The organism is Streptomyces sp. NPDC033174 (assembly GCF_055577795.1).
This window is the reverse complement of the sequence record NZ_JBVIPQ010000001.1, coordinates 574,234-588,828: the sequence shown is the minus strand read 5'-3', so window position 1 is coordinate 588,828 and position 14,595 is coordinate 574,234. Positions and strand designations below refer to the sequence as shown.

General features: G+C 73.3%; 14 protein-coding genes and 1 other RNA gene. 9 read left to right on the top strand and 6 right to left on the bottom strand.

What is annotated here, in order from left to right:
- The first annotated feature begins 244 nt into the window (after positions 1-244).
- The 3 genes from ACZ5VC_RS02745 (at position 245) to ACZ5VC_RS02735 (ending at position 3,231) form a co-directional block, all read left to right on the top strand.
- Positions 245-1,117: a MaoC/PaaZ C-terminal domain-containing protein gene (locus ACZ5VC_RS02745; RefSeq protein WP_469118308.1), complete on the top strand. Its 873-nt coding sequence runs from the start codon at positions 245-247 to the stop codon at positions 1,115-1,117.
- A 13-nt stretch (positions 1,118-1,130) separates the two neighbouring features.
- Complete coding sequence (locus tag ACZ5VC_RS02740; protein ID WP_469118307.1) at positions 1,131-2,207, top strand: Zn-dependent alcohol dehydrogenase; 1,077 nt, start codon at positions 1,131-1,133, stop codon at positions 2,205-2,207.
- Between the two features lie 82 nt (positions 2,208-2,289).
- The gene (locus ACZ5VC_RS02735) at positions 2,290-3,231 is read left to right on the top strand and encodes a 3-oxoacyl-ACP reductase (RefSeq protein WP_469118306.1); all 942 of its coding nucleotides are present in this window, start codon (positions 2,290-2,292) and stop codon (positions 3,229-3,231) included.
- A 240-nt stretch (positions 3,232-3,471) separates the two neighbouring features.
- Here the strand turns inward: ACZ5VC_RS02735 and ACZ5VC_RS02730 are convergent, their stop codons facing one another.
- Positions 3,472-4,587: a hypothetical protein gene (locus ACZ5VC_RS02730; protein ID WP_469118305.1), complete on the bottom strand. Its 1,116-nt coding sequence runs from the start codon at positions 4,585-4,587 to the stop codon at positions 3,472-3,474.
- A gap of 667 nt (positions 4,588-5,254) precedes the next feature.
- Between ACZ5VC_RS02730 and ACZ5VC_RS02725 the strand changes: the two genes are divergently transcribed.
- The 4 genes from ACZ5VC_RS02725 (at position 5,255) to ACZ5VC_RS02710 (ending at position 9,100) form a co-directional block, all read left to right on the top strand.
- Entirely contained in the window at positions 5,255-6,085 is an 831-nt protein-coding gene (locus ACZ5VC_RS02725; protein ID WP_469118304.1) for a Nif3-like dinuclear metal center hexameric protein, read from the top strand.
- Complete coding sequence (locus ACZ5VC_RS02720) at positions 6,082-6,825, top strand: zinc ribbon domain-containing protein (RefSeq protein ID WP_469118913.1); 744 nt, start codon at positions 6,082-6,084, stop codon at positions 6,823-6,825. Before ACZ5VC_RS02725 ends, ACZ5VC_RS02720 begins: the two co-directional genes overlap by 4 nt.
- Entirely contained in the window at positions 6,825-8,165 is a 1,341-nt protein-coding gene (locus tag ACZ5VC_RS02715; RefSeq protein WP_469118303.1) for a bifunctional RNase H/acid phosphatase, read from the top strand. The genes ACZ5VC_RS02720 and ACZ5VC_RS02715 overlap by 1 nt, the downstream gene beginning before the upstream one ends.
- 77 nt (positions 8,166-8,242) lie before the next feature.
- On the top strand, positions 8,243-9,100 hold the full coding sequence (locus ACZ5VC_RS02710) for a GNAT family N-acetyltransferase (RefSeq protein WP_469118302.1): 858 nt from the start codon (positions 8,243-8,245) through the stop codon (positions 9,098-9,100).
- Here ACZ5VC_RS02710 and ACZ5VC_RS02705 read toward each other — a convergent pair.
- Both ACZ5VC_RS02705 and yaaA read right to left on the bottom strand, forming a co-directional pair.
- Positions 9,093-9,716: a bifunctional 4-hydroxy-2-oxoglutarate aldolase/2-dehydro-3-deoxy-phosphogluconate aldolase gene (locus tag ACZ5VC_RS02705; RefSeq protein WP_469118301.1), complete on the bottom strand. Its 624-nt coding sequence runs from the start codon at positions 9,714-9,716 to the stop codon at positions 9,093-9,095. The genes ACZ5VC_RS02710 and ACZ5VC_RS02705 overlap by 8 nt on opposite strands.
- A gap of 109 nt (positions 9,717-9,825) precedes the next feature.
- Entirely contained in the window at positions 9,826-10,608 is a 783-nt protein-coding gene (yaaA, locus tag ACZ5VC_RS02700) for a peroxide stress protein YaaA (RefSeq protein WP_469118300.1), read from the bottom strand.
- 91 nt (positions 10,609-10,699) lie between these two features.
- Here yaaA and ACZ5VC_RS02695 point away from each other — a divergent pair, with 91 nt between their 5' ends.
- Positions 10,700-12,142 (top strand): RNB domain-containing ribonuclease, encoded by a 1,443-nt coding sequence (locus ACZ5VC_RS02695; RefSeq protein ID WP_469118299.1) that lies wholly within the window; start codon positions 10,700-10,702, stop codon positions 12,140-12,142.
- On the opposite strand, the gene ACZ5VC_RS02690 is transcribed toward ACZ5VC_RS02695, so the two are convergent.
- Positions 12,093-12,926 (bottom strand): hypothetical protein, encoded by an 834-nt coding sequence (locus ACZ5VC_RS02690; protein WP_469118298.1) that lies wholly within the window; start codon positions 12,924-12,926, stop codon positions 12,093-12,095. The two genes, ACZ5VC_RS02695 and ACZ5VC_RS02690, sit on opposite strands and share 50 nt — an antisense overlap.
- Entirely contained in the window at positions 12,923-13,693 is a 771-nt protein-coding gene (locus tag ACZ5VC_RS02685) for a MerR family transcriptional regulator (RefSeq protein ID WP_469118297.1), read from the bottom strand. The genes ACZ5VC_RS02690 and ACZ5VC_RS02685 overlap by 4 nt, the downstream gene beginning before the upstream one ends.
- 86 nt (positions 13,694-13,779) lie before the next feature.
- Here ACZ5VC_RS02685 and rnpB point away from each other — a divergent pair.
- An RNA gene (gene rnpB, locus ACZ5VC_RS02680) (RNase P RNA component class A) lies at positions 13,780-14,188 on the top strand.
- A gap of 44 nt (positions 14,189-14,232) precedes the next feature.
- On the opposite strand, the gene ACZ5VC_RS02675 is transcribed toward rnpB, so the two are convergent.
- Positions 14,233-14,583: a MazG-like family protein gene (locus ACZ5VC_RS02675; protein ID WP_469118296.1), complete on the bottom strand. Its 351-nt coding sequence runs from the start codon at positions 14,581-14,583 to the stop codon at positions 14,233-14,235.
- Between the last annotated feature and the right edge of the window lie 12 nt (positions 14,584-14,595).

Genomic DNA, 14,595 nt, shown 5'->3' with positions numbered 1-14,595 from the left:
GCGTATGTACGGACCCGGCCGTGACAAATGTACTGGGCCACCCGGCGGGTAGCGGATCTGACGTATCGTCAGCACACTTCACAAGTAGTGGGTGCTCGGCTATACATGAGGATCACCGGCCTAGAACGCGTTCTAGAACGCCCGGGGAAGGGCGCCTACGGGGCCGGCCCCGAACGGCCTCGGTGCGGCCGACGGTGCGGACGGCCGCACCGAGGTCTTCCCTCCGCCAAGGAGCTTGTGACAGATGCCCATTGATGCCGCGAAGGCAGTCGCCGCCGAACCCCGATCCGCCGAGATCACCTGGGGCCACAAGGACGTCCAGCTCTACCACCTCGGTCTCGGGGCGGGCTCGTCACCGGACAAGGAGAGCCCCGCCACCGACCCCGACGAGCTGCGCTACACCCTGGAGTCGCGGCTGCACGTCCTGCCCAGCTTCGCCACCGTCGCGGGCGCCGGAATGGGCGTCGTCGGCGGGCTTTCGGCACCCGGGATCGAGGTCGACCTGGCCGCCGTCCTGCACGGCGGCCAGACGGTGGAGGTGCACCGCCCCCTCCCCGTCGAGGGCCGGGCCGTCACCACCTCGCGCGTCGCCGCCGTGTACGACAAGGGCAAGGCCGCGATCCTCGTGCTGCGCTCCGAGGCGTCCGACGACGACGGCCCGCTGTGGACGAGCGACGCCCAGATCTTCGTACGCGGCGAAGGCGGCTGGGGCGGCGACCGCGGGCCCTCGGCCCGCACTGCGCCCCCTGCCCGCGAGCCCGACAGGATCGTCGAGCGGCCCGTCCGTGAGGACCAGGCGCTGCTCTACCGGCTGTCGGGGGACTGGAACCCCCTGCACGCGGACCCCGAGTTCGCCAAGCTCGCCGGATTCGACCGGCCGATCCTGCACGGCCTGTGCACGTACGGCATGACGCTCAAGGCGGTCGTCGACACGCTCCTGGGCGGGGACGTCACCCGGGTCCGCTCGTACAGCACCCGCTTCGCCGGGGTCGTCTTCCCGGGCGAGACGCTCCGCATCCGGATGTGGTCGGAGGAAGGCCGCGTCCAGGCGTCGGTGACGGCCGTCGAGAGGGACGACGCGCCGGTGCTGGCCGACACCATCGTTGAGATCTCCTGAAGGGAGCCGCACCATGCGCGCAGCCGTACAGCACGAGATCGGCCAGGAAAAGCTCGAGGTCCTCGACGACGTCGAGGCGGTGGGCTTCGGCCCCGGCAAGGTGAGGATCCGGGTCCGGGCCACCGGCCTGTGCCACTCGGACATCTCCGCGATGAACGGAGTGCTGCCGCAGCCCGCCCCCTTCATCCCCGGCCACGAGGGCGCCGGGGAGATCCTGGACGTCGGCGACGGCGTGAGCGGCCTGTCGCAGGGTGACCGGGTCCTGCTGTGCTGGCTGCCCGCCTGCGGCAGCTGCCCGGCGTGCAAGCGGGGCCAGACCCAGCTGTGTCTGGCCGGCTTCATGAACGCGGGCGTCCCGAACTTCCGGCGCTCCGGCGGCGACCTCTTCGGCTTCGCCGGCACCGGCACCTTCGCCGAGGAGGTCGTCGTCGACGCCGGCTGCGCCGTTCCGATCCCGGACGACGTGCCCTTCGACATCGCCGCGCTCATCGGCTGCGGTGTGACCACCGGCCTCGGCGCGGCGATCAACACGGCCAAGGTGGAGGCCGGTTCGTCGGTCGCCGTCATCGGCTGCGGCGGCGTCGGCATCTCGGCGATCCAGGGCGCCAGGCTTCAGGGCGCGGCGCAGATCGTCGCCGTGGACCCGGTCGCCTCGCGCCGGGAGGCCGCCCTGCGGTTCGGCGCGACCGAGGCCGTCGACCCCGGTGAGCTGGCCGACGCCAAGCAGCGGGTCACCGCCGGAGAGGGCTTCGACTACGTCTTCGAGGTCGTCGGCAAGTCCGCCACGGCCCGCACGGCGTACGAGATGACGCGGCGCGGCGGCACCCTCTGCGTCGTCGGGGCGGGCGCGCTGGACGACCACTTCCAGGTCAACATGTTCGAGCTGTTCTTCGACGAGAAGAAGATCCTGCCGTCGATGTACGGCGGCGGGGACGTGCTCCGGTCCTACGAGCGCGCCATCGCGCTGTGGCGGGCGGGCCGGATCGACCTCGAATCGCTCATCACCCATCGCGTACCGCTGGCGGAGATCAACGAGGCGCTGGACCAGATGCGTACCGGTGCGGCGCTGCGCACCTGCATCGAGATCTGAGGCCACGTTCCCGCGAGCCGTGAGCCGTGAGCCGTGAGCCGCGCGCCACGAGCCGGACCGAGACTGTGAAGGGATTTCCCGGATGTCACTCCCTCTTGAGGGCCTGAGCGCGATCGTCACGGGTGCGGGGCGCGGCCTCGGCCGGGCCGAGGCGCTGGAGCTGGCCCGGCTCGGCGCGGCCGTCGTCGTCAACGACTACGGCCGGCCGGGGCGCGACGGCACGGGCGAGGCCTCCGCCGGGCCCGCCGAGGAGGTCGCGGCCGAGATCCGCGACGCGGGCGGCCGGGCGGTGGCGCACCTGGGCGACGTCGCGGACTTCGAAGCGGCCCGCGCTCTAGTCGACCTGGCCGTCGGCACCTACGGAAAGCTGGACATCCTGGTCAACAACGCGGGCATCCTGCGGGACCGGATGGTCTTCTCGATGAGCGAGGACGAGTGGGACTCGGTGATCCGGGTCCACCTCAAGGGCCACTTCAACACCACCCATTTCGCTTCGGTGCACTGGCGCGAGCGGTCCAAGGCGGCGGGTGGCCCGGTCTACGGCCGGATCGTCAACACGTCCTCCGAGGCCTTCCTCGCCGGCTCGGCCGGCCAGCCGAACTACGCCGCGGCCAAGGGCGGGATCGTCGGCCTGACCACCTCCACGGCGCTCGCCCTGGCCAAGTACGGCGTCACGGCGAACGCCATCTGCCCGCGCGCCCGCACCCGGATGACGGAGGACGTCTTCGCGGGCTTCCAGGAGCCGGGCGCCGGCGAGCTCGACCCGCTGGCCCCGGAACACGTGTCCCCGCTCGTCGGCTATCTGGCCTCTCCGGCGGCGGCCCGGGTCAACGGCCAGCTCCTCGTGGTCCACGGGGGGATGGTGGCGGTCGTGGACCGCCCCCGGGTGGCGGCGAAGTTCGACACGTCGAAGGAGTGCTTCTCCTACGAGGAGCTGGACGGGGCGCTGTCCCCCTACTACGAGTCCAGGCCGGAGGGGGAGACGTTCGCGGCGGCGGAGGTGCTCGGCCTGAAGAAGGACTAGCCCCGGGCGTGCCAAGGGGGCCGGGCGACTGCCGCCCGGCCCCCTTCACGATCCGCCCCGCAGGGTCTACTCCCCGCCTTCGCGGCGGTGCCGGCCGTGGGGCTGGGCCGACTGGTCGTCCTGCGACGACGCGCCCCCTCGGTGCTTACCGGATCCCCCGGTCCGGCTCGTGTCGTTGCTGCTTTCAGACATCTGGCAAGTCACCCCGTAGCGATTGTGATGTTGGTGCGACCGGAGAGTCTAACGAGACGACTTCCGGCCGGTCAGAGGCGCCTGCTGCAACGGAACGGGCTTGGGTGCCGCCGGCGTTTCGACCACCACCGGCTTCTGCGGTTCCGGTTCCGGCAGGGGCATTTCCAGCCGTACCACTCCGCACGGCACGGCCCCGGTCGTGCAGGGCAGGCGCAGCACCCCGTCCGGGGTCCACAACCCCGCTCCCGCGATCCAGCCCTCCGGCGCGGCCAAGTGGTGCAGCCGTCGGCCCGAGGGCCGCCACATTCCCACCCAGGAACCCGACACGCCGTCGATCCGCAGCGCCACCGCGCAGTTCTCCGGCATCAGCACCTGACCCGGCTGGACGGCGAACGGTGCCACCGCCGCGTCCGGCAGGCGCAGACAGTCGGGGAACCGCACCGGCCGCTGACTGCCGAGCACACCCCAGCCCAGCCGCTCGTGCCCCGGTGACGGAGCGTCGGATCGGATCAGGAGCAGCCCGCTGTCCGGATCGGCCAGCAGCAGCCGGTCGTTGCTCTCGTCGGTGATCTGCAGCAGCGGTGTGACCTCACCGGCCCGCTCCAGATCGACAGCGACCGCCTTCACCGGCCCGTCGTCCAGCCGCCGGTCCAGCGCCAGCATCCGACCCGTACGGTCCAGCCACACACCGCCCGAGCAGTGCCCCCTGACCTCCGCCACCCGCTCGGGTCCGAACGCGCCGCCCGCCACGAGCCAGATCGTGGTGGAGTGCTCGCCGGTGACGAGGGCGTACGCGCTCGTTCCGTCCGGGGACGGCGCCAGCAGCGTCAGGGCTGCCGACTCGACCGCGCCGAGCGGCAGTTCGCCAGTGCCGGGACCGGTGGGGTACAGCAGCGAGAAGCGGTACCGCCCCGCCACCCGCCGGCCGATCAGCACCCGCCCGTCGGCGAGCGGCAGCACCTGCGTGTCGGGCTCCTCCGGCTGCCCGAGCGGGAGGGGCACCGCGTACGGCTCGAGGCCGTCCAGCGTCCACCGCTCCGGAAACAGGGCGTCCCCGGCCCCCGCGAGCCGCGCGGCGTACGCGCCGTCCGCGGTGATCGTGAACCCCGTGGGCCACGCCGCGGCGTCGTCCTCCGCGGCGGCTTCGATGGCACAGGCTGTCATCGACTCGTCACCTCCGGCCACCGAAGCTAGTTTTCGCACTTCCGGCGGGACAACGCGAGACCTGCCACTTCACACATATGGGTGTCCATGTCCCGATTCGGCTGAGCCCAAGGGGGAGGTTGTGCTGGAGTGGCCCGAGGTGCATAAGGTAAGGCATTCCTAAGTCGCCCTCGTCAGGACGGCTCATGTCCCTGCGCCGCCGCGGTACCGCCACCGCCGTCGCCCTCGCCGCCGCACTCGCCTTCGCGGCCTGCGGAAGCCAGGACAGTGGTTCGCCGGGGACCGGCGGACGGGAGAAGGCCGACGGCGGCGGCAAGAAGTCCGTGGCCACCGGCGGCAACGACTTCGGCGACGCGGCGAAGAAGATGGCGGCGGTGGGGACGGACGCCAGCCCGGTCAGCTGCGCGCGGCCGACCAAGACCGTCAAGGGCGGCTGGGCCAAGGACGTTCCGGACGGGACCTGGCACCTCGACGCCGTCACCGCAGCGGGCGAGGTCCTCGGCGACCTGCGGGCCGACCTCGTCAAGAAGCAGCCGGGCGCGGCAGGATCCGAGGGCGAGCCCCGCGCCGCCGTGAGCGCGACGCCGGGGCTCCCACCTGCCGCTCCCGCAACCGGCCGATCGCGCTCCGGTTCAGGCCCGCAGGCGCGCCAGGTAGCCTTTCCTCCGTGCCCCGTCTGTCTGAAGTCATCGCCGAGCTCGACGCCCTCTGGCCCCCCGAGCGGGCCGAGCAGTGGGACGCCGTCGGCACGGTCTGCGGCGACCCCGACGCGGAGGTCACCCGCGTCCTGTTCGCCGTCGACCCGGTCCAGGACATCGCCGACGAGGCGATCCGCCTCGGTGCCCAGCTGATCGTCACCCACCACCCGCTCTATCTGCGGGGGACGACGACGGTCGCGGCCTCCCACTTCAAGGGCCGGGTCGTACACACCCTGATCAAGCACGACATCGCACTCCACGTCGCCCACACCAACGCGGACACCGCCGACCCCGGAGTCTCCGACGCGCTCGCCGGCGCCCTCGACCTGCGGATCGTCGGCCCCCTCGTGCCCGAGAACGGCCTCGGCCGCATCTGCGAGCTCGACCCACCGGAGACCCTGCGGGAGTTCGCGGAACGCGCCGCGAAGCGACTGCCCGCCACCGCGCAGGGCATCCGCCTCGCGGGTGACCCGGACGCGGTCGTGCGCCGCGTCGCCGTCAGCGGCGGCTCCGGCGACAGCCTCTTCGACGCCGTACGGGCAGCGGGCGTGGACGCGTTCCTGACCGCCGACCTGCGCCACCACCCGGTGTCCGAGGCCACCCAGCACACCTCCCCCTCGGGCACGCTCGGCCTGGTCGACGCCGCGCACTGGGCCACCGAATGGCCCTGGTGCGAGCAGGCCGCCGCCCAGCTCGACGAGATCTCCGACCGCCACGGCTGGGGCCTGCGGGTCCACGTCTCGAAGACGGTCACCGACCCCTGGTCCTCCCACCACACTTCCTCTGGAGCCCCCAACTGAACGCCGCGCCCGCCGACCAGATCCGACTTCTCGACGTCCAGGCCCTGGACGTACGACTGTCGCAGCTCGCCCACAAGCGCAACTCGCTCCCCGAGCACGCCGAGATCGAGTCGCTGAACAAGGACCTCACCCAGCTGCGTGACCTGCTCGTCGCCGCGCAGACCGAGGAGAGCGACTGCGCCCGCGAGCAGACCAAGGCGGAGCAGGACGTCGACCAGGTGCGCCAGCGCGCCGTCCGCGACCAGCAGCGCCTCGACTCCGGCGCCGTCTCGTCCCCCAAGGACCTGGAGAACCTCCAGCGCGAGCTCGTCTCGCTGGCCAAGCGGCAGGGCGACCTGGAGGACGTGGTCCTGGAGGTCATGGAGCGCCGCGAGTCCGCGCAGGAGCGGGTCGCCGAGCTGACCGGACGCGTCGAGTCCGTCCAGACCAAGACCGACGACGCGGTCAACCGCCGGGACGCCGCCGAGGCCGAGCTGGACCGCGAGGCCGAGACCGTCCGCAAGGAGCGCGAGATCGTCGCCGGGTCCATTCCGGCCGACCTGCTCAAGCTGTACGAGAAGCTGCGCGAGCAGCAGGGCGGCGTCGGCGCGGCCCGGCTCTACCAGCGCCGCTGCGAGGGCTGCCGGCTGGAGCTCAACATCACCGAGGTCAACGAGGTCAAGGCCGCGTCTCCGGACACCGTCCTGCGCTGTGAGAACTGCCGTCGCATCCTGGTCCGTACGTCGGAGTCCGGCATCTGATGCGTGAGCTGATCGTGGAGGCCGACGGCGGCTCCCGGGGCAACCCGGGGCCCGCCGGCTACGGCGCGGTCGTGCTCGACCCGGTGACCGGCGAGCCCCTCGCCGAGGCCGCCGCGTACATCGGCGTCGCCACCAACAACGTCGCCGAGTACAAGGGCCTCATCGCGGGCCTCAAGGCGGCGAAGGAGCTGGCGGCCGACGCCAGCGTGCGGGTCAGGATGGACTCCAAGCTCGTCGTCGAGCAGATGTCGGGCCGCTGGAAGATCAAGCACCCGGACATGAAGCCGCTCGCGGCGGAGGCAGCGCGGATTCTGCCGCCCTCGCAGGTCACCTACGAGTGGATCCCGCGCGAGAAGAACAAGCACGCGGACCGGCTCGCCAACGAGGCGATGGACGCGGGCAAGCGCGGCAAGCAGTGGGAGCCCTCGAAGTCCATGGCCGCCCTGGACACATCCGCGGCGCGCAACGCGGCGGCGCCCCCGCCGTCGGGACCCCCCGGCGACGCGGCGGCCGGTGCGGCGAGGGCCCGGGCGGCCCTGGCCGGGGTTCCGGCGGGCGCGAGTACGGCCACGGGGACTCCGGTGTCCGGCACGGCCGGTGCCACCGCCCCGGCCCCGAGTGCCGTACCCACCACGGGGATCGGCCAGCAGGCCACCCGCGCGACCACCCCCGCGCACGCCGCCGTTCCCGGGACGACCGGGTGGGGGCCCGACCTCGGGGCACCCGCGACCTTCGTCCTGCTGCGCCACGGCGAGACCGCCCTCACGCCCGAGAAGCGGTTCTCCGGCAGCGGGGGCTCCGACCCCGAGCTGTCCGCCGCAGGTCAGCGCCAGGCGGACGCGGTCGCGGCCGCACTCGCCGCGCGCGGCACCATCCAGGAGATCATCAGCTCGCCCCTGCGGCGCTGCCGCCAGACCGCCGAGACCGTCGCCGCCCGCCTCGGGCTCGACGTCCGCATCGAGGACGGCCTGCGCGAGACGGACTTCGGCGCGTGGGAGGGCCTGACCTTCGCCGAGGTGCGGGAGCGGTACGCGGACGACCTCGACGCCTGGCTCGCCTCCCCGAAGGCGGCGCCCACCGGCGGGGGCGAGAGCTTCGCGACCGTCGCCCGGAGGGTCGCGGCGACCCGCGACAAACTGACGGCGAGCCACGCGGGCCGTACCGTCCTGCTGGTCACCCATGTCACCCCGGTCAAGACCCTGATCCGGCTGGCGCTCGGCGCCCCGCCGGAGTCGCTGTTCCGGATGGAACTCTCGGCCGCCTCGCTTTCCGCGGTCGCGTACTACGCGGACGGCAACGCCTCCGTACGGCTGCTCAACGACACCTCGCACCTGCGCTGAGCACCGGGCCCACGGACGCGCGCGGTCACGGGAAAACCCCGTGACCGCGCGCTGTTCGGCATAGCACCATCGCCTCCATGACCTGGCACCTCACCGAGGACGTCGAAGCCTTCCGAGCCGCCGCCGACCCCCATCTCGCCGCCGAGGCCGCACGCAACACCGTGCTGCTCACCGTCAGTGAGTCCGCCCGCGAGTCCGCCCGCGAGTCCGCCCGCGAGTCCGCGCGCGAGTCCGCGCGTGAGCCCGCTGCCCGGGCCCGCTACGGCTGGTGGACCGAGCCGGAAGGCGAGGTCACCGGCGCCTTCGTGGTCACCCCGCCGCATGTGCCGGCGCTGGGCACGATGACCCCGGCGGCCGCCCGCGCACTCGCCCGCGTACTGCCGGACTCCACCGGCGTACGAGGCGAGACGGAGACGGTCCGCGCCTTCGCCGGTGAGCTCCCTGGCCGCTGGGCCGCCACGCGTCACATGCGGCTGTTCGAACTCGGCGAGCTCACCCCGCCCGCTCCCGGGCCCGAGGGCCGGCCGCGGCTCGCGGGCGCCGAGGACGTGCCGCTGGCCGTCGCCTGGATGCGTTCGTTCGCCCTCGACATCGGCGAGACGGCCGACGTGGACTACCGGCCGACCATCGAGGCCCGGATCTCCGGCGGCCGGCTCCACCTCTGGGAGACCCAAGACGGCCGGCCCGTGTCGATGGCGAGCGTCTCGGCGCCGGTCGCGGGCCAGGCCCGGGTGTCGCCCGTGTACACGCCGTTCGCACTGCGCGGCCGGGGATACGCCGGCGCGGTGACCGCCGCAGTGACCCGGGCGGCCCTCGACGCCGGCGCCGCGCGGGTGCTGCTCTTCACCGACCTGGCCAACCCGACGAGCAACGCCCTCTATCAGCGCCTCGGTTACCGCCCCGTCGTGGACCACCTGGCGCTGCGGCTCACCTGAGGGCGGCCGCCTCGCGCGCCAGGGACTCCACCCGGTCCCAGTCGCGGGCCGCGAGCGCGTCGGCCGGAAGCATCCACGTACCGCCCACGCAGCCGACGTTCGGCAGGCCGAGGTACGACGGCGCCGACGCGAGCGAGACCCCGCCGGTCGGGCAGAAGCGGGCCTGGGGGAGCGGTCCTGCCAGGGACTTCAGATAGGCCGCGCCGCCCGCCGCCTCCGCCGGGAAGAACTTCATCTCGCGCACCCCGCGCTCCAGCAGCGCCACGACCTCCGAGGCCGTCGACACCCCCGGCAGGAAGGACGCGCCGGACGCCCTCATCGCGTCCAGCAGCGTGTCCGTCCAGCCCGGGCTCACCAGGAAGCGCGCCCCGGAGCCGACCGCGTCGGCGACGCCCCGGGGCGAGATGACCGTGCCCGCGCCGACCACGGCGTCCGGCACCCCGTCGGCGATGGCCCGGATGGCGTCCAGCGCCGCGGGGGTGCGCAGGGTCACCTCGATCACGGGCAGGCCGCCGGCGACCAGGGCGCGGGCGAGCGGCACGGCGTCGGAGGCGTCCTCGATCACGACGACGGGGACGACGGGGGCGAGGTCAAGGAGGGACGGCGCGGAGGTCATGCGCCCATCCTGCCCGCGCACAACACTCCGCGCAACGAGCGTTGCGCATACTGCAACGTCTGGAGATGCCGTCTCGTCGCCGCCCTCGACGCGGCGCTGGGGGACGGGGTCAGTGGATCCGGTCCACCAGTACGTCCAGCTGCCAGGCCTTCCCGGCCTTCGCCGGAACCTCCGCCTCCACCGTGTACCCGAGGGCGCGCAGCGCCTCCACCAGCTCCGCCGGACCGGCCGGCGCCGCACCGGCCTCCAGCAGGCTCCGCACGATCCGCCCCTTGGTCGCCTTGTTGAAGTGGCTGACCACCTTCCGGGTCGGAGCGTGCAGCACCCGCACCGTCGCCGTACGCTCCGCGACCTCCCCCTTCGGCTTCCACGCCGCCGCGTACGCCGACGACCGCAGGTCAAGTACGAGACCCTCCCCGGCCGCCTCGGGCAGCACCGAGGCCATCGCCGTCCGCCAGTGGGCACCCAGCGCGCCGAGCCCGGGCAGCTTCACCCCCATCGAGCAGCGGTACGACGGGATCCGGTCGTCCACCCGCACCGCGCCCCACAGCCCGGAGAACACCAGCAGCGACGCGTGCGCGCGCTCCCGCGCCGCCTCGTCCAGGGTCGCCAGGCTCAGCGCGTCGTACAGCACACCCGTGTAGATCTCCCCGGCGGGCCGCGCCCCCGCCGTGCGCAGCTCGGCGTTCTTCGCGACCTCACCGCGCAGCCCCTCGCTCAGCCCGAGCACCTCACGCGCCTTCTCCTCGTCCGCGGCGCACAGCTCGACCAGCTCCTCCAGGACCGCGGCCCGCGCACCGGCGAGCCCCGGCAGCGACAGCGCCCCGGGCGCGAGCGGAGCACCGCGCCCCGAGGCGGCCTTTCCTTCGGAGGGCGGCAACAGCACCAGCACGGTGGTTCTCCTTCATCGGTACGAGAGGGGGTGCGGCCCCCGCGCCAGCCTACAAAGTGCCGAGGCCCTCCCCACCTTCTACGCTCGGTCCATGCCCCGCCGCCAAATCCATGTGACCGGCGCAGCCGAGGCTCCGCTGCGGGCCGCCCTGCGTGCACTGCGAACCGAGCTGGCCATTCCCGACACCTTCCCCCCGGACGTGCTCGCCGAGGCGGAGGAGGCCGTCGGCTCCCCGAGACTGCCGGGGCGCGACGCCACCGACCTCCCCTTGTTCACCATCGACCCGCCGGGCTCCGTCGACCTCGACCAGGCCATGTGCCTGGCGCGACGGGGCGAGGGCGGCTACCGCGTCCACTACGCCATCGCCGATGTCGCCGCCTTCGTCACCCCCGGCGGCGCCGTGGACACCGAAGCCCACCGCCGCGCCCTGACCCTGTACTTCCCCGACGCGAAGGTCCCGCTCCACCCCACCCAGCTGTCCGAGGGCGCCGCCAGCCTGCTGCCCGACCAGGTCGTGCCCGCCCTGCTGTGGCGCATCGACCTCGACGCCGAGGGCCGCCGCGTCGCCACCGACGTGCACCGGGCCCTCGTCCGCAGCCGCGCCCGGCTCGACTACGCGGGCGCGCAGGCACAGATCGACGCCGGCACCGCCGAGGAACCCCTCGCCCTGCTCAAGACCATCGGGCAGCTCAGGGAGGCGCTCGAAGTGGAGCGCGGCGGGATCTCCCTCAGCGTCCCCGAACAGGAGATCGTCGCGCACGACCACACGTACACCCTCGAATTCCGGGCCCCGCGCCCCGCCGACGGCTGGAACGCCCAGATCTCCCTGCTCACCGGCATGGCCGCCGCCGACCTGATGACCGCCGCGGGCACCGGCATCCTGCGCACCCTGCCCACCGCCCCCGACGGCGCAGTGGCCCGGCTGCGCCGCTCGGCGAAGGCCCTCGACATCGACTGGCCGCACCACGTCTCGTACGCCGACGTGGTGCGCTCGCTCGACCCGGCCAACACCCGGCACGCCGCCTTCCTCCAGGAGTGCACCACCCTGCTGCGCGGCGCCGGATACACCGTCTTCACCGACGGGAAGGTTCCCTCGCCCGCGATCCACGCCGCCGTGGCCGACGAGTACGCCCACTGCACCGCCCCCCTGCGCCGCCTCGTCGACCGCTACGCGGGCGAACTGTGCGTCGCGGCCGTCGCCGGCGAGGAGCCGCCCGAATGGGTCCGCTCGGCGCTCGACGCGCTGCCACGCGAGATGGCCGAGGGCTCCCGCCGCGCCAACACCGTCGAGCGCGAGTGCGTCGACATCGTCGAGGCGGCCCTGCTCAAGGACCGGATCGGCGAGGTCTTCGACGCCTACGTCATCGATGTGAAGGAGAGCGACCCGGCCGTCGGGACCGTGCACCTCGAGGACCCCGCCGTCGTCGCCCGGATCGCGGGCGGCGCGGCGCCGCTGCCCCTGGGCGAGCGGCTGCGCGTACGGCTCACGCAGGCGGAGCCGGGCTCGGAGAAGGCGCTGTTCGCGCCTGCCTGAGGGCTTCGGCCAGAGCCCGGACGAGCGCCCGTGCGTCATCGGCGTGGCAGCGGACCGTGTGGACCTCGTGGCGGCGTCCGAGCAGGCCGACAGCGGTGACGGGACCGGACAGCTCCAGGGTGAGCGAGGTCTGCGCGGCGACCTTCAGATCGAGCACTCCCTCCCGCTTCTCGTGCGAGAACAGCAGCTCGTGCCGTACGGAGGCGATCCGGTCGAGCGGTATCCGCAGATCGACATGGGCGGCCTGCCGCAGCCTCAGCGCGTCCGCCGTCAGCACATGGGGCCGGGTCACCGACGCGGCATGCAGACCGACGACGAAGAGCACGGTGTAGACGTCGAGCACGAGCACGATCGCGTGCACCAGCGGCCAGTCGTCGAGCAGATACGACATGCCCACCGTCTCGACCACACAGACGAACGCGAAGCCGAAGAGCAGCGCGGCCTGGTCGCGGGCGTGCCCGAAGGCGCGGTCGCCCGGGCCGGCCCCGATGCGCCGCCGTCCCGCCCACAGGACGACGCTGTACATCAGCCGCAGCTCATGCCCGACGAGCCGCAGCACCGGCTCGGGCACCAGCTCCGCGACCGCCTTGCGGGCCCCCGTCCGCCTGCGCAGCCGGACGAAGACGCACACCTCGGCGGCGAAGAGCAGGGCCAGGGCCACCTCGGCCCCCGCCCACACCGCCAACGGCAGACGCACGCCCGCCACCAGGCAGACCGCGAGGGCCACTTCGGCCGGGAGTACGGCGTAGGCGACGGCCCGCAGGACCCGTATCACCCGGCTCACCGGTCACGCTCCACGACCAGGCGCAGCGCCTCGCGTACGGCCCGGGCCTGGGCCGGGGCGAAGTCCGCGAAGAACGCGTCGGCGAACGGCCCCTCATGGGGTGCCGGATCGCCGCCGCCGAGCTCCGCCACCAGCTCGTCGGGCAGACAGGCCGCCAGCGCCCGGGCGGCCTCGGCCACCCGTGGATCGTCGACGGCCGCATGTTCCAGGGCGTCGAGCCGCGCGTACACGTCATGCGCCCGCTCCACGGCCGCCGGGTCCTCGGTCATACGCCGCATCGCCCCCATCAGCCGCTCCCGCTCCCCGGCCGGGGCCGCCGTGTCCAGCAGGGACAGCAGCTCGCGGTCCCTGGCGGCCATCGGCGACGCCGGCAGCGGGGGCAGGTCCGCGAACACCGCCGCGAGCTGGGGCGACACGGGCCCCTCGGCGGGCAGCCGGCCCTGGCGGGCCTGGTCGAGCAGGACGGCGAGCCGCTCCCGCCGCTCCCGGATCAGGGCCTCCTGCTCCCCGAGATCGGCGTCGAGCTCCTCCAGTACGTCGACCAGTTCGCGCCCGGCGTCGTCGGCGAGGACGTCCCGTACCTCGTCCAGCCCGAGCCCCAGCTCGGTCAATCGTCGGATCCGGGCCAGCAGCACGGCGTCGCGAACCGTGTAGTCGCGGTAGCCGTTGGCCCTGCGGACGGGCTCCGGCAGCAGCCCGAGGTGGTGGTAGTGCCGGACGGCCCGGGTGGTCACCCCGACCAGGGCGGCGATCTCTCCGATGCGCATGAGCCCAGTACAAACCCTGACGTCGCGACAAGGTCAAGCGGGCCGGCCCGCCGTGCTGGGGCGGGTACCATGGTCGACACGGCAGACGAGCCGGGCGGACGGCCGCGTGGGGATCCTCGGATCTCCCCGAGGAACGTCCGGGCTCCACAGGGCAGGGTGGTGGGTAACGCCCACCCGGGGTGACCCGCGGGACAGTGCCACAGAAAACAGACCGCCGGAGACCGTACTCGTACGGGACTCGGTAAGGGTGAAACGGTGGTGTAAGAGACCACCAGCGCCTGAGGTGACTCAGGCGGCTAGGTAAACCCCACCTGGAGCAAGGTCAAGAGGGGCCGCCGCGAGGCGGCCCTGCGCGGACGTTCGAGGGCTGCCCGCCCGAGTCCGCGGGTAGACCGCACGAGGCCGGCGGCAACGCCGGTCCTAGATGGATGGCCGTCGCCCCGACGACCGCGAGGTCCCGGGGGACAGAACCCGGCGTACAGCCCGACTCGTCTGCCCCCAGGTCTTCGACCTGGGGGCACTGCCATGACCCGGAAACCTCAGGTCCCGGCCCCGGCCCCGGTCCCGGTCCCGGGCTCGGTCGGCGTCGAGCGCTCGGCGATCCGGGCCAGGTGGTCCTCGAAGACCCGTGCCGCGTCCGGCGTGAGATGGCGCAGCGCCACCATCGCCGTGATGATCACGTCGCAGAGTTCCGACTCCACGTCCTGCCAGGTGTGGCTGGTGCCCTTGCGCGGGTTCTGGCCGGTCGCGCCGATGATCGCCTCCGCGACCTCGCCCACCTCCTCCGAGAGCTTCAGGACTCTCAGCAGCGTCGTCTGCCCGGGGGAGGACGGGTTGTTCGCCTCGAGCCAGGTGTGGAGCCGGGTGACGGTCTCCCAGGTGGTGTCCATGGCAGGGGAGCC

Bases quoted from the DNA above. Each gene is read 5' to 3' on its own strand.
- ACZ5VC_RS02740 (WP_469118307.1), top strand. From the start codon at position 1,131: ATGCGCGCAGCCGTACAGCACGAGATCGGCCAGGAAAAGCTCGAGGTC.
- ACZ5VC_RS02730 (WP_469118305.1), bottom strand. From the start codon at position 4,587: ATGACAGCCTGTGCCATCGAAGCCGCCGCGGAGGACGACGCCGCGGCG.
- ACZ5VC_RS02695 (WP_469118299.1), top strand. From the start codon at position 10,700: ATGCCCCGCCGCCAAATCCATGTGACCGGCGCAGCCGAGGCTCCGCTG.
- ACZ5VC_RS02745 (WP_469118308.1), top strand. From the start codon at position 245: ATGCCCATTGATGCCGCGAAGGCAGTCGCCGCCGAACCCCGATCCGCC.
- ACZ5VC_RS02715 (WP_469118303.1), top strand. From the start codon at position 6,825: ATGCGTGAGCTGATCGTGGAGGCCGACGGCGGCTCCCGGGGCAACCCG.
- ACZ5VC_RS02675 (WP_469118296.1), bottom strand. From the start codon at position 14,583: ATGGACACCACCTGGGAGACCGTCACCCGGCTCCACACCTGGCTCGAG.
- ACZ5VC_RS02705 (WP_469118301.1), bottom strand. From the start codon at position 9,716: ATGACCTCCGCGCCGTCCCTCCTTGACCTCGCCCCCGTCGTCCCCGTC.
- ACZ5VC_RS02710 (WP_469118302.1), top strand. From the start codon at position 8,243: ATGACCTGGCACCTCACCGAGGACGTCGAAGCCTTCCGAGCCGCCGCC.
- ACZ5VC_RS02735 (WP_469118306.1), top strand. From the start codon at position 2,290: ATGTCACTCCCTCTTGAGGGCCTGAGCGCGATCGTCACGGGTGCGGGG.
- ACZ5VC_RS02685 (WP_469118297.1), bottom strand. From the start codon at position 13,693: ATGCGCATCGGAGAGATCGCCGCCCTGGTCGGGGTGACCACCCGGGCC.